The 21,987-nt window shown below is 53.8% G+C and carries 21 protein-coding genes; 15 read left to right on the top strand and 6 right to left on the bottom strand.

The features are described 5' to 3' along the window. Nucleotides 1-711: 711 nt before the first annotated feature. Nucleotides 712-1,404, top strand: coding sequence for a hypothetical protein (locus D3P08_RS19470; RefSeq protein ID WP_119601615.1), 693 nt, complete (start codon nt 712-714; stop codon nt 1,402-1,404). Nucleotides 1,405-1,469: 65 nt separating this feature from the next. After that, nucleotides 1,470-2,114, top strand: a complete 645-nt coding sequence (gene trhA, locus D3P08_RS19465; RefSeq protein ID WP_119601613.1) for a PAQR family membrane homeostasis protein TrhA — start codon at nt 1,470-1,472, stop codon at nt 2,112-2,114. A 35-nt stretch (nt 2,115-2,149) separates the two neighbouring features. Here trhA and D3P08_RS19460 read toward each other — a convergent pair whose 3' ends face one another. Next, nucleotides 2,150-2,968, bottom strand: a complete 819-nt coding sequence (locus D3P08_RS19460) for a lipase family protein (RefSeq protein WP_119601611.1) — start codon at nt 2,966-2,968, stop codon at nt 2,150-2,152. Nucleotides 2,969-3,074: 106 nt separating this feature from the next. Then, nucleotides 3,075-4,271, bottom strand: a complete 1,197-nt coding sequence (locus D3P08_RS19455) for a magnesium transporter CorA family protein (protein WP_119601609.1) — start codon at nt 4,269-4,271, stop codon at nt 3,075-3,077. A gap of 196 nt (nt 4,272-4,467) precedes the next feature. On the opposite strand from D3P08_RS19455, the gene D3P08_RS19450 reads away from it, so the two are divergent. Both D3P08_RS19450 and D3P08_RS19445 read left to right on the top strand, forming a co-directional pair. Then, entirely contained in the window at nt 4,468-5,001 is a 534-nt protein-coding gene (locus tag D3P08_RS19450; RefSeq protein ID WP_119601607.1) for a general stress protein, read from the top strand. 36 nt (nt 5,002-5,037) lie between these two features. Beyond that, on the top strand, nt 5,038-5,874 hold the full coding sequence (locus D3P08_RS19445) for an MBL fold metallo-hydrolase (protein WP_119601655.1): 837 nt from the start codon (nt 5,038-5,040) through the stop codon (nt 5,872-5,874). On the opposite strand, the gene D3P08_RS19440 is transcribed toward D3P08_RS19445, so the two are convergent. Further along, nucleotides 5,875-6,663, bottom strand: a complete 789-nt coding sequence (locus tag D3P08_RS19440; RefSeq protein ID WP_119601605.1) for a DUF2935 domain-containing protein — start codon at nt 6,661-6,663, stop codon at nt 5,875-5,877. It abuts the gene before it with no gap. Nucleotides 6,664-6,842: 179 nt separating this feature from the next. On the opposite strand from D3P08_RS19440, the gene D3P08_RS19435 reads away from it, so the two are divergent. Beyond that, nucleotides 6,843-8,051 (top strand): MFS transporter, encoded by a 1,209-nt coding sequence (locus D3P08_RS19435; RefSeq protein WP_119601603.1) that lies wholly within the window; start codon nt 6,843-6,845, stop codon nt 8,049-8,051. Between the two features lie 59 nt (nt 8,052-8,110). On the opposite strand, the gene D3P08_RS19430 is transcribed toward D3P08_RS19435, so the two are convergent. After that, entirely contained in the window at nt 8,111-9,346 is a 1,236-nt protein-coding gene (locus tag D3P08_RS19430) for an NAD(P)/FAD-dependent oxidoreductase (protein ID WP_276311175.1), read from the bottom strand. Between the two features lie 59 nt (nt 9,347-9,405). After that, nucleotides 9,406-10,284, bottom strand: coding sequence for an AraC family transcriptional regulator (locus D3P08_RS19425; protein WP_119601599.1), 879 nt, complete (start codon nt 10,282-10,284; stop codon nt 9,406-9,408). A gap of 207 nt (nt 10,285-10,491) precedes the next feature. On the opposite strand from D3P08_RS19425, the gene D3P08_RS19420 reads away from it, so the two are divergent. The 4 genes from D3P08_RS19420 to D3P08_RS19405 all read left to right on the top strand — a co-directional run bounded on the left by D3P08_RS19420 (nt 10,492) and on the right by D3P08_RS19405 (nt 14,940). Then, on the top strand, nt 10,492-11,664 hold the full coding sequence (locus D3P08_RS19420; RefSeq protein ID WP_119601653.1) for a galactokinase: 1,173 nt from the start codon (nt 10,492-10,494) through the stop codon (nt 11,662-11,664). 55 nt (nt 11,665-11,719) lie between these two features. Then, complete coding sequence (galE, locus tag D3P08_RS19415) at nt 11,720-12,706, top strand: UDP-glucose 4-epimerase GalE (protein WP_119601597.1); 987 nt, start codon at nt 11,720-11,722, stop codon at nt 12,704-12,706. A 33-nt stretch (nt 12,707-12,739) separates the two neighbouring features. Beyond that, on the top strand, nt 12,740-14,329 hold the full coding sequence (locus D3P08_RS19410; RefSeq protein ID WP_119601595.1) for a UDP-glucose--hexose-1-phosphate uridylyltransferase: 1,590 nt from the start codon (nt 12,740-12,742) through the stop codon (nt 14,327-14,329). Between the two features lie 149 nt (nt 14,330-14,478). Next, complete coding sequence (locus D3P08_RS19405) at nt 14,479-14,940, top strand: hypothetical protein (RefSeq protein ID WP_119601593.1); 462 nt, start codon at nt 14,479-14,481, stop codon at nt 14,938-14,940. A gap of 114 nt (nt 14,941-15,054) precedes the next feature. Here the strand turns inward: D3P08_RS19405 and D3P08_RS19400 are convergent, their stop codons facing one another. Then, on the bottom strand, nt 15,055-15,285 hold the full coding sequence (locus D3P08_RS19400; protein WP_119601591.1) for a DUF1128 domain-containing protein: 231 nt from the start codon (nt 15,283-15,285) through the stop codon (nt 15,055-15,057). 101 nt (nt 15,286-15,386) lie between these two features. On the opposite strand from D3P08_RS19400, the gene yyaC reads away from it, so the two are divergent. The 6 genes from yyaC to D3P08_RS19370 all read left to right on the top strand — a co-directional run bounded on the left by yyaC (nt 15,387) and on the right by D3P08_RS19370 (nt 21,831). After that, nucleotides 15,387-16,028 carry a spore protease YyaC gene (yyaC, locus tag D3P08_RS19395; RefSeq protein ID WP_119601589.1) on the top strand — a complete coding sequence of 214 codons (642 nt, stop codon included), beginning with the start codon at nt 15,387-15,389 and terminating at the stop codon, nt 16,026-16,028. A 24-nt stretch (nt 16,029-16,052) separates the two neighbouring features. Continuing rightward, nucleotides 16,053-16,895, top strand: coding sequence for an alpha/beta fold hydrolase (locus tag D3P08_RS19390; RefSeq protein WP_119601587.1), 843 nt, complete (start codon nt 16,053-16,055; stop codon nt 16,893-16,895). Nucleotides 16,896-16,936: 41 nt separating this feature from the next. Then, nucleotides 16,937-17,605 carry a DUF6483 family protein gene (locus tag D3P08_RS19385; protein ID WP_119601585.1) on the top strand — a complete coding sequence of 223 codons (669 nt, stop codon included), beginning with the start codon at nt 16,937-16,939 and terminating at the stop codon, nt 17,603-17,605. 5 nt (nt 17,606-17,610) lie between these two features. Beyond that, on the top strand, nt 17,611-18,801 hold the full coding sequence (locus D3P08_RS19380; protein WP_119601584.1) for a class I SAM-dependent methyltransferase: 1,191 nt from the start codon (nt 17,611-17,613) through the stop codon (nt 18,799-18,801). A 93-nt stretch (nt 18,802-18,894) separates the two neighbouring features. Then, entirely contained in the window at nt 18,895-20,574 is a 1,680-nt protein-coding gene (locus D3P08_RS19375) for a histidine kinase N-terminal 7TM domain-containing diguanylate cyclase (RefSeq protein ID WP_240647658.1), read from the top strand. 174 nt (nt 20,575-20,748) lie between these two features. Next, nucleotides 20,749-21,831, top strand: coding sequence for an HD-GYP domain-containing protein (locus D3P08_RS19370; RefSeq protein WP_119601580.1), 1,083 nt, complete (start codon nt 20,749-20,751; stop codon nt 21,829-21,831). Nucleotides 21,832-21,987: the final 156 nt, after the last annotated feature.

Below are 21,987 nucleotides of genomic sequence, written 5' to 3'. Positions count from 1 at the left end.
TATGGCCCACTCAAAGAGAAGCAAGAAACTTAGCTGGGGGCGAAGCCCCCGGCAAACCATCACTAAATACTAAAAATATCCATCGTCCCGATGGAAAACCCTGCTACACAACTTTCTTGACGCTACCAGAGTTCGAGCGAATAGTAGCGCCACACGAGAGTAACTGGTGGAAGAGGGCTGAGTTTGAGCGAATAGTAACGCCACGCGTGATTATCTGGTGGAAGTGAGCAGAGTTCGAGCGAATAGTAACGCCACACGTGATTAACTGGTGGAAGAGGGTTGAGTTTGAGCGAATAGAAACGCCACGCGTGATTATCTGGCGGAAGAGGGCTGAGTTTGAGCGAATAGTAACGCCACACGTGATTATCTGGTGGAAGTGAGCAGAGTTCGAGCGAATAGTAACGCCACACGAGAATAACTGGTGGAAGAGGGCTGAGTTTGAGCGAATAGTAACGCCACGCGTGATTATCTGGCGGAAGTGAGCAGAGTTCAGCTATAGTGCCCCCAGACACCTGGCCGTTTCGTTGAGCGGACATTCGCTCCAGCAACTGAATAGGATATAGCCTAGAGAAAATGAGCTCGTTATCGTCACGCAGAGCGTATCTGAAGATGGACTGAAATGTCACGAAGGAGCAGGAATGAATTACGAGCCCAGCCCGCATAATGAGGATAACGACTTCATCATGATTATCACATCAGGAGGGATTCGCTATGGCAGTCAAATCATCATCGCCGCTTCATGTTTATTTGCTTGCCGGCGTGAAAACAACGACCTGTGCCTTCAATGCGTGCAAAGCGCGTCTGGAGGAGCAGCTTCATTCGGAAGGCATCGATCCTTTGATTCATGTGTTATTCCCTTACGGCGATGCAAGCCGAAATGTGGTTAAGCAGGTGCTTGAGGTGAAGACCGATTTATCGAACAGAATGCATGCGGGGCGAATCGGGGGAAGGCTGGTCTGGGAGCAAATTAAAGACAATGTCAGAGGACAGCGCGCCTTGTTTATCGGTCATAGCGGCGGAGGAGCCGCCGCTTATCAAGCAGCGCGTCTGCTTGAGGAGGAAGGCGCCCTGCATGACTATAGGGTAGTGCAAGTCGGGTCGCCGCGCACGCCTATCCATCCGGATATGCGGGACAAGGTCAGCTATTTCCACTCCGTCGACAGCTTTGGCAAGCTGAATGACCCCATCAGCCGAATCGGAAGCTGGGGCGGATGGATCCGCAGCAGAGGCTACGTGCCCCGCTGGAACCGGTTCAAATACGCGCCCGGTTACGTCGAGGGCATCCCGACGGTCGGCGGACATGCGCATTACTTCCGGACGGAGCCGTATGTTGACACCAATGCGGTATGCAACTTGGATAAAACGATCAGCCGGGTGCGGGAGTGGTTGAAAGGGTGGCTGTAATCCTATAGACTGAAGGTAGGCTTTGCTAATGGAAGCTTGCTTACCTGAAGGAGATGATTTTTGAAATGGCGAATACGCACACGTTCTCGAAGGGCGAGGAAATCGCCAATGCGGTTACACACGGGATCGGAGCGCTGCTTAGCGTCGCGGCGCTCGTTTTATTAATTGTATTTGCGTCGCTTAAAGGCACGGCGATGCATGTGGTCAGCTTTACCATTTACGGTTCGGCGATGCTGCTGCTGTATATGGCGTCTACGCTTGTCCATAGCTTTCCGATAGGGAAGGCCAAGCGGGTTTTCGAATCGCTTGACCATTCGTTTATTTATGTGTTTATCGCGGGAACGTATACCCCGATTCTGTTCCATATCGTACAAGGCGCGCTTGGATGGGTGCTGTTCGGTGTCGTGTGGGGTGTTGCGCTCGTTGGCGTCGTGTTTAAATCGATGTTCGCGTCCAAATACCTGTTCACATCGACGATTTTATATATCGCGATGGGGTGGATTATTGTATTCGCCTGGGAACCGTTAACCACGCATTTGGCGCCAGGCGGACTTCAATTGCTTGTAGCTGGCGGCATTTTGTATACGGTCGGAACCGTCTTCTATATGTGGAGAACCTTCCCTTACCATCATGCGGTGTGGCATTTGTTTGTGCTCGCCGGTTCGATCGTCCACTTTTTTGCGATATTCTTGTATGTTCTTCCCGCATAAGGTCCGGAAGGAATCCGTTTGACGAGGACTTCCGCTCATGAGGGATCGACCTCGGGACACCAGCCCGGAGGCTCGGCGCACATCGCTGCCGCGTCTTCGGGTTTTTCTTTGGCCAAATCGGCAAAATAACTGGATAAAATATGGTTTCCGGATACCGAGCCCATGCGGAAGGAGCGCTGCACCTCGCCTTTGACATGGAGGTAGAAGTAGGTGCCCTTCGTGTGGGGCGACTGGTAAACAAGCGGCGGGAGATGCGGCACAATATCGAATTCGTTCTGGAACCGCCAATGCGTCGGAACGGTGTAATTATAAGCCTGAACGAACTTGGGGTCTCCGACGCGCGGGGCGCCGAAGGTATAGACGGCGGGCGAGGTGAACGTCGTATTCACCGCAATGTCGAGCGCAGCTAGAGTCGCAAGCGCGCCGCCGAGGCTATGGCCGGTTATAAAGAGCGGTTTGTTGGGCTGGAGCTGGCTGAGCAGCGCGTGTATCTGATCTCGGGCCGATAAATAAATATCGGTGAAGCCTTTATGGGTTTGACCCGCATTGCGGACGGGGCGGTATAAGGTTTGCTGGGCGATAAAGTCCGATACCCAGTCGACGGCTGAGCCGGTCCCTCGGAATGCAAGAATCGCGCATGGATCAGAATCCAGCAGGAAGCCGAATCGTTCAGGGATGTTGCCGTAAGCGCTGGCCGCAATTTCTCCAACAAGCCGGTAGGTTCTCGGCACCAAGAATAGGCCGTCCTCCTTATTGCTGTATTGGACATAGGTTTGTCCGCAAACGGCCGCCAAAAAAAGAGCGCTTCCCAGATCGGGACCTTGACTCCGAAGCACTTGATTTTCCGCAATCATCGCTATCCCTCCACCCTCTGCAAGCACATGATGAGATAGTGTATGAACGATGTTGTAAATAGGTACCTGCGGATAAAGGCAAAAAAAATATTCCCGAAGACCGCTGTTAGGACATGCGGTTTTTTCGGGAACGTGTTAACGGCCGATCCGTCTGTAATGACGCCTCTGTATGTTTGTTGACGAGCTTCTTGCGATGCTTTCCGCTTCGGCCGGAACGGCCGGCGATTGGCTCCGACGGGTCGGTTGTCAGCGCGTCTGCGCCTTGCTTATTGAGCAAATCGCCCGTCCAGCCCTTCCTCCAAAGCCAGAGATAAATACAAACCGTTATTACCGCCACGCCCGTAATCATGGCCGGGAAGGCCCAAGGCAAGTCCGCGAACGGAAGCCACTCGAAATTGCTGCCCATCAGCGTCCCGGCGACCGTGGCCGGCAAGAACAGCACGGTGAATATCGTGAGCGTCTTCATAATGTCATTGCCCCGGAAGCTGGAGATGGCGTCATCCATCGAAATTAACGTATCAATCTCCATCGCGTAATGCTTCAGAAGCGTATCGATCCGGTCAAGCTTATGCGTAATTCGGATAAAAGCGTCCTTCTCGGCCAGCTCCGCCGGAAAGCTTTCTTTGGCTGCGCCGTACAATTCCCGAATCGGTATAAACAGATGGTTCCAATGCAGCAGATCATATCTCCGGTCGAAGATCACGTCCAGCAGGCCTGTCCGGTTCCGTTCCCGCATTGCCCGTTCGAGCTCGCCAAGACGCTGCTCGAAGCCGTCGAGGCCGGCGTGGAATGTCTCAAGCAGGACGCCCAGCATAATAAAAAATGCTTCGGGAGCCAGCTCGCATTCCTCGTATTTAGCGGAGTGCGTCCCGGATTGCAGGCGAAGAGGCAGCCGCATATCCTCGTGCATGGTGATGAGCCGTTTGCCCATCATCCAGAAGTGCAGCGGCTGTATATCCGTCTGATCCTCCGTGACCTGCACCATTAACGTTCCGCAAAGCAGCGACCCGATTCCCGGCAGGTTGTCTACGGATATATGGTTTGTCCTGCGGTCGCGGCAATCGTCGACCCAGCCGGCGCATTCCGGAAACTGGCGTTTCAAGTCCAAAATTTCCGATTCCAGCCGTTCCTGTTCTTCGCTTAGCGCCTGCAGTCTTTTTTTCGTGGAGAAATCCCCTGATTGTTCCGATTTTGCGGCGGACTTTCTGCTGGGGAGCGATTTCTGCTCCAGAAGCTGCGGTCTGGCTTGCTGAACGACATGCCATTCCCAGCCCGCGGGATAACGAAGCATCCGATGTATCATCGTTCCCAGACCTCCTCCCTTTCGTTCCCATATCTACTCCAACATCATACATCGAACCTGACTCCACGCACAACCTATCGGTTTTCGTTTGACGTTATTTGTCAAAATCGCCGCCTATTCGACATAGAGTGATTTCGCGGCCAGTTGGGCATACCAACTTTAAGTACGACCGATTGTAAAGGAGCGGGTAAGGAACATGGCTAAAAAAATAGCATTTTTCGAAAACGAGCAGAAGGCGATTACCGCCATTAACGAACTGGAGAAAGCCGGATTTACTCCAGGAGAGATGAAAATACTGGCGAAAAATTCGGAGCATTCCCGGCGAATCGAAAGGGAAACCGACGTGCATGCGGATGAGCTGAAGGAGCTTCAAGAAACCAACGAGCATGTGCAAGATCCGGAGCCTGTCAGCTTTGCAGTGAGTTCGGGCTCGGGCTTTCCGGTTGTAACGGGCTCCTACGGTTTCGGAGCTTCCGGCGTAAGCTTCGCGACTCCTTTCACTTATTTGAAAAGCGGCCATGAAAGCGTGTATGAGGCTTTGGGGCTTGATGCAAAAGAGACGGAGCTCTGCTCGCAAGCGATAATGGAGGGGGCGATCGCGGTCATTGTGGAAACAAGCGAAAGCAAAGCGCTGTTCGATGCCGAGGGAGGACCCGATATGTCCAAGCTGGGTATTGCGGAGGCGGCTTTCCGGCGAAGCGGGGCATACAGAATCGTCAACGGTTCTTAAACAAGAAGGGGGCATAACAACATGCAGCAGCAGCAAATGTCATATGGAAGCGACTATCATTATTTGCCTGTCACATCAGTCGAAAGCGGAGAGCTTCATGAAGCGGCCCCTGATGTGGCCTGCTATACCGTTCAAATCGTGAATATCGGACTGATTGGAGCTCCCGGCCACTCCGATTGGGTGCTCGTGGATGCCGGCATGCCGAAGTCGGCGGACCGGATCATCGAGGCGGCGGAGGCTCGATTCGGGAAGGGGAGCAGGCCCCAGGCGATTATTTTGACACACGGCCATTTCGATCATGTTGGAGCTATCATCGAGCTTATAGAGTATTGGCAGGATGTGCCTGTATATGCGCATGAACGGGAGCTGCCGTATTTGACAGGGCAACAAAGCTACCCCGAGCAGGATCCGACCGTCGACAGCGGGCTTGTCGCGAAGATGTCGCCTCTATTCCCAATCCGTCCGATTCAACTAGGCGGTCACGTGAAGGCTTTGCCGACAGACGGAAGCATTCCGAATCTTCCGGATTGGAAGTGGGTCCACACGCCGGGGCACACGCCTGGCCATATCTCTTTATTCCGGGAGAGCGACCGTTTTCTGATTGCGGGTGACGCCTTTGTCACCGTCAAACAAGAGTCGCTCTACAAGGTATTTACCCAAGAGCAGGAAATTAATGGACCGCCAAAGTATTTGACGACAGACTGGGTCCTTGCGCGCGACTCCGTTCGCCGATTGGAAGCCCTTAAGCCAAGCGCCGCCATTACCGGGCACGGGTTGCCGATGAAGGGGCCTTTGCTTGCGGATCAGCTTTTTATACTTGCGAATGAATTCGACCGGATTGCGATACCGGAGCATGGAAAATATGTACACTAACTAGCTTAATCTTGGTTTTGCCGGGTCGCAATCCGGCTGCTGCGCGGCTCCGCTTTGGGACAGCTTCAGCAGATAGTAGCATTCCTCGCGGAACATATGATCCGGCATTAGCGGGTCGATCCGGCTTAGCAGCTCATTGCTGATTTCCAGCTCCTCAAGCTCTTGAAGGAACGCCATAAAAACCGCCATTTCCAGATTGACGTCGGTATGGAATTTAGACATTGCGGGGTAGTGATCGCGCATCGTGCGGAAATAGCCCGCGAGCTCGATAGCCTTTAAATAAAATTGATTAAAATGCTTTTCGAACTGCTCGCTTTTTTTGATGATGTTTTTTTCGGTTGGATCCAGCTCCGCCGCGATCGTTGCGGCATGCCCCGAGGCGTCGGGAAGCCATAACAGGTCATGATGGAGGGACGGGAATACGGGCACGCCCTTACCCTCCAGCAGCGAGGCCAAAATTCTCATGTACTCCTCAAGCTCATTGACCATGTGGTTCAGGAAGGTTGGCGTAAAGGCGATCGTCACTTTCCCGAGCAGCAGCCGGTCCAGCAGATCGAGCTTAAACGCTTTTAATTGTTCGGCAGCTCGGTAAGCGCTGGCCGTGACTTCGGCAAGCGAAGCCTGCTCGCTGCGCGCCTGCTCCAGCAGCTGATCGAATAGCTGGATGAATTGTTCAGCAAGCTGAACATCCCTCTTTTCCTTCGGCGCAAGCGCGCTATGGATAAACCGGGAGTGGTCGCCTAATATTTGAAGCCAGAACCGATGCTCAAACCATGCTTGTTCTTCCAAGTGATTCGCATCCCCCTTTAACTTGATTCGTTAGGCACAATTTAGAGATATGGGGAAACGTCTTTGTCCTATTCATTCCTTGAAATAATTGAGCGGGCATATCTTTCGTTAAGACGAGCAAATTAATGACGGGGGACTTTGAAGGAAGTCTCACTAACCTCTAGAATGGGGAATTTGGCGTGGGTGAGAAGAAGAAATGGGATCTTGCGGCGTTGGCGTCAATTCCGCTCATCATGACGCTGGCGAATTCCATGCTCATACCTGTACTTCCGCTTATGCAGAAAAAAATCGGCATTACATCCGTACAGACCAGCCTCATCATAACGGTCTATGCGGCGGTGTCCATCATTTTTATTCCGTTTGCCGGCTATTTGTCTGACCGGTATGGACGTAAAAAGATTATTTTAATCGGTTTGACCATCGCTGCAGTTGGCGGCCTTATATCCGGGCTCGCCGCATGGCTAATGGAACGGCATGTATTTTCCGTTATTCTGCTTGGCCGGTTCATACAAGGAATCGGAGCCGCAGGAGCATTTCCGATTGTCCTTCCTTTGGTCGGAGATATGTTCAGGAGCGAGGAAGAGATAAGCGGCGGTCTAGGGATGATCGAAACCTCGAATACGTTCGGCAAAGTGCTCAGTCCTATATTAGGCTCGGCGCTCGCGATGGTGATCTGGTTTCTTCCGCTTGCGATTATTCCGGTCATTTCGGCCATTTCCATCCTCGCGGTATGGTTTCTGGTCAAATCTCCGAAGGAGGAGAAGGAAGCAATTGCTTTCTCGCAGTTTCTGCGCGACACGAAAAAGCTGATCGGGCAGAACCGCTGGTTGTATGCGATTTTTATAATCGGCGGAGCGCTCATGTTCGTCATGTTCAGCTTCCTTTATTACCTATCTTCCGTATTCGAAGATCATTATCACATTGACGGGATTAAAAAAGGTCTGCTGCTCGCGATCCCGCTATGCGCCATCTGTCTATCGTCCTTCATAACCGGCAAGCTCGTGGGGGAGAATAAGCTGAGAATGAAGTGGATAACCGTTGTCGGCGGGGTTCTGCTGACGGCGTCGATGCTGCTTTGCGGTATATTGGACACGAAAAGCATGCTAGTGCTTATTGTCATCATGTTTGTCGGGGGAGTCGGCATCGGTATAGCCCTACCATGCATGGACGCCTTAATTACGGAGGGTGTCGATAAGAAGCAGAGGGGTACGATTACGTCCCTGTACAGCAGCATGCGGTTTATCGGCGTCGCAGCCGGGCCACTGACGGCATCCGCGATGCTCCAGCATGAGACGGCGCTTTTTTATTTATTGTCCGGATTTGGCTTAGGCAGCGGCGCAATCGCGTGGCTTGCCATTAAGCCTGACGGCAAGCCGAAACAGGCATGACTGGCCGGAGCGGCCGGCATCCCTTGATCATCCAAGGAAGCCGGCCGGCTCTGGCTTTTTTAATGAAGGACGCCGGAAGGCGAATGGGCGGGTTTGGCGACAAGGTCGCGTATTCCGATGAACGGCAGCGGATGCTCGGCATGCCCTTGAATCATGTCCGAAATGATCTGCGCGCCCATCATACAGCAGACGGTGCCGTTCCCGCCATAGCCCAAATTATAATAAATACCTGGGGTTTCGGGATCCTCCCCAATAAGCGGCAGGCTGTCCGCCGACTCTCCAAACGTGGCATTCCATTCAAAGTCTACTGCAGTGGAGGCATCGGGGAACATGGCGGATAAACGATCGGTCAGCTCCCGGCGTTTACGCTCCCGCCTGGCCTTGTTATGATCGGGCTCATCCTTCTCTTCATCCAATCCCCCTGCAATAATTCTTCCGTCAACCGTGGTTCGCATATAGAGGTACGGCCTTGCCGTCTCCCATACAAGAAACCGTTCATGCCAGCCGAATGGCTTCGTTTGCTGCTTTGTCACCATAACATAAGAACGATTCAGATTGGCCTTCATCAGCCTTCCTTTCACTTCCTTCGGCTCGTATCCGACCGCATAGACGACATAATCGGCGTCTAACGTAACGCCGTTTTTCGTAAAAAGCCGATGCCGTCGCTTGCCTACGCCAAGCCGTTCGTATCCGGCTAAATCCGTTCCCTCGTAAATGCGAAGACCGGCTTTTACCGCTTCATCCGCAAGTCCGAGAACGAAGCGAAGCGGATTCAGCTCGGCGTCGCCATGCGTCACAAGAGCGGCTGGCTTACGGAAGGGGAAGTGGAGGGCGATATCGTCGGCAGTCCAATATTCGACATCGAAGCCGCATTCCCTCAGCGCTTCATATTCCTTCTTCAGCTTGGGGACATGCTGTTCCGTAGAAGCGTAATACAAGCTGCTCCTCCGCCTGAATTGCACATCGCGGGGGATGAGCTCCGCTAGCTCCTCGATATGCCGAATGGCTGCCAGGCAGCTCTTGTAATAACGCTCGGCAGGACCGCTTCCGATCCGTTCCTTGAGTTCGCTCAGCATCATGTCGCTGCAATATTGGAGCATGCCGGTATTGGCCGATGTGCTCCCTCCCGCGATCGTTCCCCTCTCGATGAGCACGGTCTCCAGCCCCGCAGAGGCGAGTTTGTACGCGCTTGCGATGCCGGACATTCCCCCTCCGACGACAACGGCTTTTGCCGCTACAGATTTTGTTAATGTTGGATAGGTCCTTGTGTGTAAAGCTGTGGAAGGCCAATACAATTGTCCGGTATGTAATTCCTTCAAGCGATCACCCCGAAGGATAGTATGTCCATCTCTGCCTAAAAATCGGCGGCCTGGCCCATCATTTCTTTACGGTAAGCCGTTGGCGACTGCCCATGCTGCTTGCGGAATTGCTTGGAGAAGTACAGCGCATCCTGCAAGCCGACCGAGGCGGCCACCTGCTCCACGGTCAGCTCCGGCCGCTCGCGCAGCATCAGCTTCGCCCGATCGAGTCTCAGCTTCAGAAGGAAAGATACGGGAGACATGCCGGTCTTCTGTTTGAAGATTCTTGATAGATAAGCGCGGCTGTAGCCGAGCGATTCCGCCATCCCTTCAATCGAGACGGGGTGCGTATATTGCGTGGACAAATAATGAATGATTTGGCTGTGAAGCTGTTCGTCCTGCTTCTCCGCACGATCCGGGCTGCCTTGCTCCCTCAAGCTGTCGCTGTATTCGGCCATGAGCAGCTGCAGGCAGGCCGATGCTTGCAGGGATGCGGATGGGGAACCTTTGCGCAATATCGAATAGATCCGGCGGTAGAGCACTCCAGCTTTGCGGGCGTCATCCAGGGCGGCGATCTGCCCCTGCGAAGCTTTGAAGCCTGCCATCGCGACAAGCTCCGCAGCCTCCTCGCCTTTGAAGGCTACCCACCGGTAACGCCAGGGCTCTTCGTGGTCGGATTCGTAGGTAATCAGCTGGCCGGGCTCGATCAGAAAGGTTCGGCCGGCTTCCAGCTCGTAACGCTGCCCTTCCAGCGTGAAGACGCCCTTGCCGGACAAGACGAGGTGCATCAGATAAAACTCATATACTTTAGGTCCGAGGCGATGCCCCGGCTTCGTTTGGCTTTCCCCGGAAAATAGGACATGAAGGCGGGGATTCGCTCTTTGGACGATAGCCGGGTTGGATGCGACGCTATAGGTTTCGGGTCTAGCAGCCATGACGCGGTTACAACCCCTTTCATGATCGGGAGCGGACGGGCGGAATGCGGCCTGCGCTCTGGTTTTTACTCATCATAGCATGAAGGAGTCTCTCTATAAAAGTCACATAAATCCATATTGTCGGCACTTTCAGCCATTTCGTTTTAAGGCTCTATCTACTATACTGGGGCAAGAAGATCATCCTATGAAAAAGGAATGGGAACGCATATGGCAAACATTGAAGCGTTAAAAGGACAATTTATCGAGCATTATGGCGGACAAGAGTCGGATATCGCTGTATTCCATGCGCCGGGCCGCGTCAATTTGATCGGGGAGCATACCGACTACAACGGCGGATACGTGTTTCCTGCGGCGCTGACCTTCGGCACCACGCTGCTTATTCGCAAGCGCGCCGACAGAGGATTGGGTCTGGCCTCGACTAACTTTCCCGCATCGAAGCTGCATTCGGTGGATTCAATCGCGTACGATGAAGCGGATGACTGGATGAATTATCCGAAGGGCATTGTGCATGAGCTGCTCAGCCAAGGCATTGTATTCGGCAGCGGATACGATCTGCTCTATCACGGCGAAATTCCGAACGGAGCGGGGTTATCCTCATCGGCTTCGATTGAGGTTGTCACGGCGTTCGCCCTCCTGTCGATGGAAGGTCTGCCTGCCGATACCGTGAAGATCGCGCTCCTTGCCCAAAAGTCCGAGAACGAGTTCAATGGCGTCAAATGCGGCATCATGGACCAATTCGCTGTCGCGAACGGCAGGAAGGATCACGCGATTCTGCTTATGTGCGATACGCTCGAGCATGAGCTCGTGCCGTTCCAATCCGGCAGCTACAAGCTGATTATCGGCAATACGAACAAGCGAAGAGGCTTGGTTGATTCCAAATACAACGAGCGCCGCAGCCAGTGCGAGCAAGCGGTCTCCGATCTGCGCGCGGCCTACCCGGGCCTGGAGCTGCTCGGTCAGCTTACGCTTGAGCAATTCGAAGCGTCCAAGGCCTTTATCAAGGACGATGTCGTGCGTAACCGGGCAACGCATGTCGTCGAGGAGATCGACCGCGTCCTTCAATCCATCAAGGCGCTTAAGGGCAATGACTTGGAACGGTTCGGCGAGCTGATGAATGCTTCCCATGACTCGTTGCGGGATTTGTACGAGGTTACGGGCGACGAGCTTGACGCTATGGTTAACGCAGCCCGCGACATTCCAGGCGTGCTCGGCTCCCGCATGACAGGCGCCGGCTTCGGCGGCTGCACGGTTTCGCTTGTTCATGAGAACAGCGTAGAGCTGTTCCGCGAAGAGGTTGGGCGCAAATATAAAGAGGCGACAGGCCTTAAAGCCGATTTCTATGTATGCAGCATCGGCAACGGCGTAGAACGGATCGGTTAATGCAGTCATTTAGTAAGTTTTCATGATCGTCCAATAGAAGAGAGGAGAATGAAGGATGGCGGTATTGGTAACAGGAGGAGCGGGATACATCGGTTCCCACACAGTGGCGGCGCTGCTTGAGCGCGGCGAGGAGGTTGTGATTGTCGACAACCTGCAGCAAGGGCATAAAGAGGCGCTTCTCGGCGGCAAGCTGTACGTCGGCGATTTGCGGGATGCGGCATTTATGGATTCGGTGTTTCAAGAAAACGACATCGACGCGATAATCCATTTCGCGGCGAACTCGCTTGTCGGGGAAAGCATGACGCAGCCCGGCAAATACTATCACAACAACGTGTACGGCACTTTATGCCTGCTTGAGAAGATGAACCAGCACGGCGTAGGGAAAATCGTGTTCTCTTCGACAGCGGCGACATACGGCGAGCCGGAAAATGTGCCGATCGACGAATACGACCGGACGCTGCCGACGAACGCGTACGGCGAAACTAAGCTGTCGATGGAGAAAATGATGAAATGGTTCGATGTCGCCCATGGCATCAAATCCATTTCGCTGCGCTACTTCAACGCGGCCGGCGCCCACGAAAGCGGCCGGATCGGCGAGGACCACCGTCCGGAGACGCATCTCGTGCCGATCGTGCTGGAAGCCGCGCTCGGCAAGCGCCCGCATATCGCCGTATTCGGCGATGATTACGATACGGCGGACGGCACCTGCATTCGCGACTACATTCATGTCAGCGATCTGGCGGACGCCCATATCCTTGCCGTCGACCGCCTGCGCGGCGGGGCGGACAGCTCCATCTACAATCTAGGCAACGGCAAAGGCTTCTCCGTCAAGGAAGTGATCGAGATCGCCCGCGCCGTCACCGGCAAAGAAATTCCGGCGGTCATTCAGCCAAGACGCTCCGGGGACCCTGCCGTTCTGGTCGCTTCGTCGCAGCGCGCGCGCAGCGAGCTGGGCTGGAATCCGCGCCGCGACAAGCTCGAGGACATCATTGAGAGCGCCTGGAAATGGCATGTCGCCCATCCGAACGGATATCAAGAATAGAGCTAATCGCAAGTGGGAGAGGAGCAACAGGAGATGACGACGAAAGAACAAGGCGCAGTCAGCGCGGATGAAGCGCTTCTGCTGATCGAACGATTGCTGCAATTTGCCCGCCGGAATAAGCTGCTCCATGAGCTGGATATGTCCGCGGGACGCAACGCGCTGCTCGATTTGTTCCGGTTCGCGGAGCCGCATCGCGGTTCCGTTCCGGACGAGGAGCCAAGCAGCGCGGTTTCCATACTTGAGCCGCTTCTCGACTACGGATTCTCGATCGGTCTGATCCCCGATAATACGACGACGCAGCGGGATCTGCTGGATGCGCGTATTATGGGCCTGCTTATGCCGAGGCCCTCGGAGACGTCCGCCGCATTCTGGCGGGAGGCGGAGGCCGGCGGAATCTCCGCCGCTACGGATGCGTTCTATAAGCTGAGCATCGACAGCAACTATATACGAATGGACCGCATCGCCAAAAATCAATACTGGCTTCATGCCACGCCTTACGGCAACTTGGAGATGACAATCAACCTCTCCAAGCCCGAGAAGGATCCGAAGGAGATTGCGCTGCTCAAGACGCTGCCCCAATCGCACTACCCGAGCTGCCTGCTGTGCGCGGACAATGTCGGCTATGCGGGAAGACCCGATCATCCCGCGCGGCAGAACCTGCGGATTATTCCGCTGCGTCTGCGCGGAGAGGACTGGTTTTTCCAATACTCGCCGTATGTTTACTATAATGAGCACTCGATCGTGTTCAAAGCCGCGCATGAGCCGATGGCCGTTTCGCACGAGTCCTTCGCCCGGCTTCTGGACTTTGTGGAGCAGTTCCCGCATTACTTCATCGGCTCCAATGCGGACTTGCCGATCGTTGGCGGCTCGATTCTGAGCCACGACCACTTCCAGGCCGGCCGCCATGTCTTTCCAATGGAGACGGCTCCTGTAGAGGCGGTATTCCATGACGAGAGCCGTCCGGGCGTCCGGTTCGGCATCGTCAAATGGCCGATGACCGTGCTTCGCGTGAACGGCATGTCGAAGTCGGACGTGCATGAGGCGGCATGCCGAATCCTCGATGAATGGCGCGTATACAGCGACGAGGAAGCGGAGGTTCGGGCTTGGACGGAGAAGAGCGACGGCACGCGGATTCCGCATAATACCATTACACCGATTGCAAGGCTTCGCGATAACGGAGAGTATGAGCTCGATCTTGTGCTGCGCAATAACCGCACGAGCGACGAGCATCCGGACGGCATCTTCCATCCTCATGCGCACTTGCATCATATCAAGAAGGAAAACATCGGTTTGATCGAAGTGATGGGGCTCGCCGTTCTTCCCGGCCGGCTAAAAGAAGAACTGGAGCAGCTATCGGCTTATTTGACCGGCGAAGCACCGGAGCGTGTAGAAGCGCTGAAGGCGCCGTCCCATCCGCTCCATAAGCATGCGGAATGGGCCGATTCGCTCGTAGCGCGGTACGGCGGGGCGAATACGGCAGACAAGGCGCGCGAGCTGCTTCGGGCGGAAACCGGAGACAAGTTCCTCGAGGTGCTCAAAGATGCCGGCGTCTTCAAACGTACGGAACGCGGAAGCGCGGCATTTCATCAATTTTTAACAACTGCCGGATTGCGGCAAATATAACGGTATACAGAACCTGCCCTGAAAGCTGAAAAATGGTTATCGGGGCGGGTTCTTTATTGTATTCATCATAAAATTATGGTATTTTTTATTTAATTATTGTTTTTAATAGTTATAGAAATCAGAAGTGTTATTCAATTGGAGGGGTTGGAATGCCGGAAAAGATGCTGCCGCTCGACGAATTTCTGAAGCTAAGCACCGACGAGCAGGTAGAGAAGCTAAAGCGCTGGAAGATGGATTACACCTTAAAGGATATCCGGGAGGCTTGGAATTTCAAGCATTCCGCTCAATACTATATGCTGCTTAAGAAGCTGCGCATTTATGAGCGCGTTGTGAATAAATCGGATAAGTTTTATCCGGCGCAGGAACATGTTGCGGGCCGTCCGGGCCCCGGGGAGGAGCGCGGATGGAGAGGCGGCAGCGCTTATGGCGCCAAGCCGCCAAGCGATTCCTTCGATTATCAGCTGAATACGACGTTGAGCGGACCTGAGCTTGCGGATAAGCTGGAGAGACTGGCTCATTTCTTGAAGGGCGAGCGCAAAAACATCTCGATTAAGCTGTCGATCGAAGCGTTTGATCCCGAGCAAGAGACGGAGCCGGAAGAGCAGGAATAGTCCCCTTGATGTAAGGAAAGGAAAGAACCGAAACCCATGTACGGATTCGGTTCTTTTTTTGTCGAATTATAATAATTAATGTTTCTTTTTGGATAAAAACACATTTATATCCGATTATTCTTTTTTTCTCAGCTTACCCAGCTCCGAGACGAGCGCCTCGACTTCGCTGATGCTGAATTTATCCTTCGACTCCACCACATCATACAAATCTTTAATATCCTCATATTGATCAATGTTGAAATTAGACGCCAGCATAGCGGCGCCGGAAGCCATGCGAAGCTTTGTTTTGATCGCTTCGATCATGAACTCGACGTTCTCTTGCGTGGGCTTCTCCAAATCCGTCAATTGTAACACCCCTCTTGCTTCATTATTTTCGCCATTGTATCATGCTTGCCTGCGGGTTTCCACAAATTGAAGCCGAAGGTGAATTTCGGTACAATACATGTATGGGATGCAGGACGGCAATCCGACGAAGAGGCAGGTGCGGGAATACGGGACAACGAACAAAAAACGCCGCAAGGCGGAATGGATTAGCGGAGAAGGGTGAAGAGCATAACGGCGCGCATTATGCGGCGAACGAGGCCGAGCTGACGGCTTTCCTTGCTGGCTGGCTGGGCGCGAGTCCGAATCCGGACCGGCTGCTGTTTCTATGCATCGGCAGCGACCGTTCGACGGGCGATTCGTTTGGTCCATGGGTCGGCACGCTGCTGAAGGAAAGCGGGTGGCCGCATGTGATCGGGACTTTAGAAGAACCATGCGACGCCCATAAGGTCGAAGAAGCGGTTCGCAGGGCTGTAAGCGTAGAGAAGGACTGGACCGTCGTTGCGGTGGACGCGTGTCTCGGAAAGCCGCAATCCGTCGGCGGTTTCATTGCTGCGGCAGGACCGCTGCGGCCGGGGGCCGCGACAGGCAGAAATTTGCCCGCTGCGGGCAACCTCAGTATAGCGGGAGTCGTCAATATGTATGGGCCCAAGGCGTACGGTATGCTTCAGACGACTTCGCTTTATCTGGTTATGAATATGGCGAAGCAGGCTGCCGCGGCTATTAACGAAGCTTGGTCTGGGAGCATAGCGACGAGAAAAGAATAAAGCTCGAATAGGAGGCGTAGGACGATGGAACAGAACGTGGACGGCAAGCGTGTTACGATTGCGCAGGAGGAAGTGACTTTACCGAGCGGCGTGAAGCTGGCTTATTTCGACTCCAAGGAGTCCCATGGCTTACATACTGCGCTCGTGCTGCTGCATGGCTATTGCGGAAGCTCAGCCTATTGGGAGAAAATCGTAGACGAGATGGCGGCTTCCATCCGCATTATCGCACCGGACGCGCGCGGGCATGGGGCCAGCTCCTCGCCTGAGGATCCGACCTACACGATGGAGATGTTCGCGGAGGACCTCGCAGGGCTGCTGGACGCGCTCGGCATTAAGAAGGCGATTGTGCTGGGACATTCCTTGGGGGGCTACATTACGCTGGCCTTTGCGGAGCGTTACCCGGATCGGCTTGACGCCTTCGGACTGATACATTCGAGCCCTCTGCCGGACAGCGAGACGGCTAAGGAGAATCGGGACAAGGCGGTGGCGGCAATCGAAGCCGATGGCGTAGGCAAGTTTGTCGACGGACTGATACCCAAGCTGTTCGCGCAGGACCGTTTGGACGATATGGAGCCGGAGCTGCGCCGCTGCAAGTCGATCGGTTATGCCACCTCGAAGCATGGCGCGATGGCGACGGCGAGAGGGATGAAGGCGCGTCCGGACCGCAGGTCGGTTATTCGGGAATCGCAGCTGCCTGTGCTGCTGGTAGCCGGGGCTCAGGACGGGATTATTCCAACGGTGAACACCTTTGTGGCGATTGGCGGGAATACGACCAAAGTAGAGCTGGAGCAGGCGGGCCATATGAGTATGCAGGAATGCTCGGTGCAGCTGGCGGAGGAGCTCGCTTCTTTCGTCCGCTCGATTTAATCATATAGCCGCCGCCGGAGCGGGGGAGGAGGCGCGAGCGGTTGTTTCAACGGGATTATTTTATGAGAATGATTAATCAGATGACGGAAGCGCTGGGACAGGTTATGGGCCTGCGCAAGCAGATGAAGCAAGAAGAGGCGCTGCTGGTGCTGGACGAGCTGCTCGATAAGCACTTCCGGCTAAGCAGCAAGCTGATTCGTTCCCTCTCGGACGAGGATCTCATGAAAATGATGACAACGAACGGGATCGTCGATACGAATCAGTTGCAGGCCATCGCGATTCTTATGAAGCAGGAAGCGCTTCTCCATGGCGAGCTCGGGCGGGAGACGGAGTTTTACGCCATGTGCGTCCGGTCGCTCCGGTTGTTTATAAGGCTCTCCTTGATGAAGGCGGAGCCGACGATCGTGGAGCCGGACGGGGAAATCGAAGAGCTGCTGGAGCTTACCCGTTCTTATGAGCTGCCGGTTCCTGCCAAGAGGCTGTTAATGGCTTGGTACGAATCGAAAGGCCGGTACGACCAGCTTGAAAATGTTATGTTCGAGCTGGTAGAAGCTCGTGCGCTGCCGGCCGCCGATGCCGCTTTGGTCTATGACCGGCTGTTAGCCCTCGACGATGAGGAGCTTGCGGCAGGCGGATTGCCCCGGGACGAAATTAGACAAGGCCTCGAGGAGCTGGGCCTAAGCGGTGAAGATAATCGAACGAAGGAGTAGGACGCATGTCGGAACAATGGCAGCAAGACATACAGGAGTGGATTCGAAACGGAGAGCTGCTTCAAGCGACGCTGAGCTCGCCGCAAACTAAGTCGGACGAGACCGCGGCTAAGACGGTCGTGCGGCCGGTGATGCTGAAGGAGGGGCTGCGTTACCAATTCGAGTCGCATTTTCGGAACAAGGTCACGCATGCGAATTTGACAGCCGACGACGCGGCTTCGGAGCTGGCGGAACTATTGGGCGCGCAGTACCGGCAGGCGCTGGTGAAGACGCCGGATGCCGACGTGCAGCTTTTGTTGAATAACAAAGGCAAAGCGGCCGTTCGCAAGCAGCCTGCAAGCGGGAACGGCCGGCAAGCCGCGCTTGAGCATAACCGCAAGAAAAACAGAATTTTGGAAGAGGGGAAGCCTGCCCCTTTCTTAGTGGAGCTTGGCATTATGACGCCGGAAGGACGCGTCCACGCGAAGAAGCAGGATAAGTACCGCCAAATTAACCGGTTCTTGGAGATGGTGTCCGATGTGCTGGATTCGCTGCCGCGGGACCGGGAGATCAAAATCGTAGATTTTGGCTGCGGCAAGTCGTATTTGACCTTCGCTTTGTATCATTTGCTTGCGGTAGAGCAGGGACGGGATATTTCCGTCGTCGGCCTGGACTTGAAGGAAGACGTCATCGCCTTCTGTTCGGAGCTGGCGAATAAGCTGGGCTATGAGAAGCTCCGGTTTCTAGTCGGCGATATTGCGGAATATGAAGGGCAGGAGTCGGCCGATATGGTCGTTACGCTGCATGCCTGCGATACGGCGACGGACGCCGCGCTGGCGAAGGCGGTCGGCTGGGGCGCCTCCGTCATTATGTCGGTTCCATGCTGCCAGCACGAGCTGTTCCGCCAGGTCGAAAACGATGTGTTATCGCCCTTGCTGACTCAAGGGCTGTTGAAGGAACGGTTCGCGGCGCTTGCGACGGACGCGGTCCGGGGCAATTTGCTGGAGGTGCTTGGCTACAAGGTTCATATGCTGGAGTTTGTGGATCCGGAGCATACGCCCAAAAATTTGCTGATCCGAGCCGTAGCTTCCCCGCACAAGGAACTTTCCGAGGCCAAATGGAAGCAGTATGAAAGTTTCAGAAGCTTCCTGCATCTGTCTCCAGCACTAGAAAGGCTTTTGTCCCACCGTCTTCCGTCATCTTCAGAAATATCTTAAAATCGATGAAATAGCAGATTGTAGACAAGAATGACATTTGCTACAATGGAAGAAGATGGCTACCAAATGAATGGGTGAACCAATTTGGAATGGATGATTTGGCTAGATTTTAGCATGTTCATGGTGCTGCTGGGCTTGCTGTTATATGTCTTCACATCAAGCTCAGTAACGGTTTTGCACCGTATCTATATTTTCCTCCATGTCGTCTTCCTGCTTTGGCCGTTATTCCAATTCGCCTCGCAGACGACGTCGCAGCTGAGTTATAGGCTTTTCTACCTATCAGGTTCTTATATAGGTCTTTCGTTGCTGGGGATCGGGTGGTTCGCCTTTATTCTTTTCCTTACCGGACAATATTACGTGATACGGAAAAGCCGTTTGCTTCTTATATCGATACCGGCACTTGTGTCGGTTATTGTCGTTATATGGAACCCTAATCAAAGGTTTTTGAGCATCGAGCAAGGGCTGGATCCATACAAACAGCTGCATCACGGCTCCTTGTATTGGGTAATGATCGCCCAGCTCGTCATGTATTTAACGGTATCCCTTATTATTTTGCTGTACAAGCTCGGCAGGAGAGACGACTCCGCCAGGCAGCGGAAGATGGTCCGCACGGCGTTGAACGGCGTGTTCGTCTTGTCGTTCTTCGCGATTGCGGATTTTGTAGTGAACGTAGCTTATACCGATTATTTCGCCCGCTATATTCCTCTCATCTCGATTGGCATGACCGTAACCGCCATATATATCGTACATGCGATCAGCCGCAATAAAGTTTTTGACATTATCCAAATCGTTCAAAGAGACATTATGAACACGATGTCGATGGGAATCGTCGTCATGGACGAGAACGATATGATCATCGAGATCAACAAAATGATCAAGCCCTTTATACGCTTTCGGGTTGGCGATATTTTTAACCAGGAAGCCCTGCTCTCTCAATTCAAAAGCGAAACGCGAAGACAGCTGGAAGCCTTCTTCGAAGCGCAGCGGGAACGCCCCTTGGAACGGCTGGAAGTGGAGCTTGCGCTCGATTTGAACCAGTACCAGTACGTCATCGTGCAGTCGGCGCCGATCTTTAATCAGAGAAAGCGGATTGTCGGACGCGTCCTTACGATCCAGGATGTAACGGAGATGCGGATGCTCGTGGAAGAGACGAATACGCAGAACGAATTGCTCCATGAACGAAACCGCGAGCTGCTCATCATGCAGGATGAATTGTTCCAGGCCAATAAGAAGCTGGAGCATATGGCGATAACGGACGGGCTGACGGGCTGTTACAATCGGAGATATCTTCTTCAGCAGCTGGAAGGCGAAGTCGTCAACAATATCAGGTACGGCATTCCGTTCTCGATCTTTTTATTCGATTTGGACTTTTTCAAGACGATTAATGACCGGTACGGGCATCTTATCGGCGATGAAGTGCTTTGCAGCACGGTGGAAGCCGTACGAAGCGCGCTCCGTTTAACCGATGTGCTCGCCAGGTTCGGCGGAGAAGAGTTTACGGTGTATTTGCCCCATACGAATAGGGAGCAGGCGGATATGATCGCAGAGCAAGTGAAAGAGGCCGTTGAGAAGAATAAGGTGACGACCACGGTGGGCGGCGTGCCGGTAACGGTTACGATCAGCATGGGCGTGATCTCGATTGAACAATTCGACCCCGCAGACTTGGACGACCCGAAAGCCTTCCTCCGCGAGCTGATGGCGCAAGCGGACGCCGCCTTATACGAAGCGAAATACAGCGGCCGCAACCGTATCGTGAAACGGAAGCTGGCATGAAAATCCCGACAAGATGCGCGGGATTTTTTTATGGCTCAAGTCTAGTGCTTTGCACAGAATTGGAAAGCGCTATCAAATTTGAAACAGGCTGACATGGCAGAGATAGGAACGGTCTGCTAGAATAGATTTATTTCGGCTCAGGTTAATCCTTTTTATGTAAGGCGGGAGCGGGCAATGAGAAAAGTTTATTTGGATAAGGTCAAGCCTGGGGACAAGATCGCAAGAACGATTTTTCAGGAAAACGGCAACGTTCTTCTCGGAGCAGGCATTGAATTGAATGAACGTTATATCGAGCGGCTTCGCAACCTGGGGATTGACATTCTCTATATCGAAGACGAATTTACGGCGGATATTGAGCCGGAGGACAGCGTCAGGGAAGAAACCCGAAGGCAAGCGGTCAGCGCCATCTATACGACGATGAATGCCTTCAGGGACGAGAAGCTGACGAAAGGCAAAACCATTGCTCCCGATATGGGCCGCAATTTCCGGGCTGTGTTCGGCAGTATTATGCAGGATTTGGCGACAAGGCCGAACCTGCTTGTGAATTTGACCAGCATTCACTCCAAGGATGCTTATTTATTCCAGCATGCATTCAACGTCGCTGTGTTGTCCGGCATTATGGGCCTCGCAAAAGGGTTTAACCGCAATCAACTGGAGGAGCTCGGCATAGGAGCGCTTCTGTACGATATCGGAATGACCAAAATGCCCATGAAGCTGCTTACGCATACAGGGCCGATGACGGAGGAAGAAACGGCGCTTCTGCGCACCCATCCGAAGGAAGGCTTCGACCTATTGAGAAAATACCATGACATTTCGATCGTTTCCGCTCATTGCGCGCTGCAGCATCATGAACGGTACGACGGCTCGGGATATCCGCGCGGCCTGAAGAAGGACGAGATACATATCTATGCGCAGATCGTTGGTCTGGCGGATACGTATGACGCGCTGGTGTCGCCGCGGCCGTACCGCAAGCGGTATACGACAAGCGAAGCGGTCGAGTTTCTGTTCGCTGCAGGAGGCACGTACTTTGATCTCGATTTGATCAAGCTGTTCTGCAGTCATATTTCCGTATATCCGGTAGCAACGACGCTGCTGCTGAGCTCGGGTCAAACCGTCGTCGTGTCCCAAAACAACGAGCTTGCCGTCCACCGGCCTCGCGTTCGGGTCATAAGGGAAGCGGACGGCAATCCGCCCAAGTCCCCGTATGAAATCGAGCTGAGGGATGAGCGCCATCTTACGATTGTCAAAGAGCTGTAAGGCCGCACTTCCGTCATTCATTCGCAAAGCCTCTTCATCCCGGCACTTTGGTGCGGATGGAAGAGGCTTATTTATTGCTCGCAATTGCTTTGAATATGAGGAGGATTAAGGTAAAATGATGAGAAACAAGGGTAAGCGGCCATTTTGAACAACCAC

This window comes from Paenibacillus nanensis (genome assembly GCF_003583765.1).
Classification (GTDB): Bacteria; Bacillota; Bacilli; order Paenibacillales; family Paenibacillaceae; genus Pristimantibacillus; species Pristimantibacillus nanensis.
The sequence above is the reverse complement of the archived record's forward strand: the minus strand, read 5'-3'. Positions and strand labels throughout refer to the sequence as shown.

Bases quoted from the DNA above. Each gene is read 5' to 3' on its own strand.
- D3P08_RS19450 (WP_119601607.1), top strand. From the start codon at position 4,468: ATGGCTAAAAAAATAGCATTTTTCGAAAACGAGCAGAAGGCGATTACC.
- D3P08_RS19425 (WP_119601599.1), bottom strand. From the start codon at position 10,284: ATGGCTGCTAGACCCGAAACCTATAGCGTCGCATCCAACCCGGCTATC.
- trhA (WP_119601613.1), top strand. From the start codon at position 1,470: ATGGCGAATACGCACACGTTCTCGAAGGGCGAGGAAATCGCCAATGCG.
- D3P08_RS19380 (WP_119601584.1), top strand. From the start codon at position 17,611: ATGTCGGAACAATGGCAGCAAGACATACAGGAGTGGATTCGAAACGGA.
- D3P08_RS19390 (WP_119601587.1), top strand. From the start codon at position 16,053: ATGGAACAGAACGTGGACGGCAAGCGTGTTACGATTGCGCAGGAGGAA.
- D3P08_RS19370 (WP_119601580.1), top strand. From the start codon at position 20,749: ATGAGAAAAGTTTATTTGGATAAGGTCAAGCCTGGGGACAAGATCGCA.
- yyaC (WP_119601589.1), top strand. From the start codon at position 15,387: ATGGGATGCAGGACGGCAATCCGACGAAGAGGCAGGTGCGGGAATACG.
- D3P08_RS19405 (WP_119601593.1), top strand. From the start codon at position 14,479: ATGCCGGAAAAGATGCTGCCGCTCGACGAATTTCTGAAGCTAAGCACC.
- D3P08_RS19375 (WP_240647658.1), top strand. From the start codon at position 18,895: ATGATTTGGCTAGATTTTAGCATGTTCATGGTGCTGCTGGGCTTGCTG.
- D3P08_RS19410 (WP_119601595.1), top strand. From the start codon at position 12,740: ATGACGACGAAAGAACAAGGCGCAGTCAGCGCGGATGAAGCGCTTCTG.
- D3P08_RS19460 (WP_119601611.1), bottom strand. From the start codon at position 2,968: ATGATTGCGGAAAATCAAGTGCTTCGGAGTCAAGGTCCCGATCTGGGA.
- D3P08_RS19470 (WP_119601615.1), top strand. From the start codon at position 712: ATGGCAGTCAAATCATCATCGCCGCTTCATGTTTATTTGCTTGCCGGC.
- D3P08_RS19420 (WP_119601653.1), top strand. From the start codon at position 10,492: ATGGCAAACATTGAAGCGTTAAAAGGACAATTTATCGAGCATTATGGC.
- galE (WP_119601597.1), top strand. From the start codon at position 11,720: ATGGCGGTATTGGTAACAGGAGGAGCGGGATACATCGGTTCCCACACA.
- D3P08_RS19455 (WP_119601609.1), bottom strand. From the start codon at position 4,271: ATGATACATCGGATGCTTCGTTATCCCGCGGGCTGGGAATGGCATGTC.
- D3P08_RS19445 (WP_119601655.1), top strand. From the start codon at position 5,038: ATGTCATATGGAAGCGACTATCATTATTTGCCTGTCACATCAGTCGAA.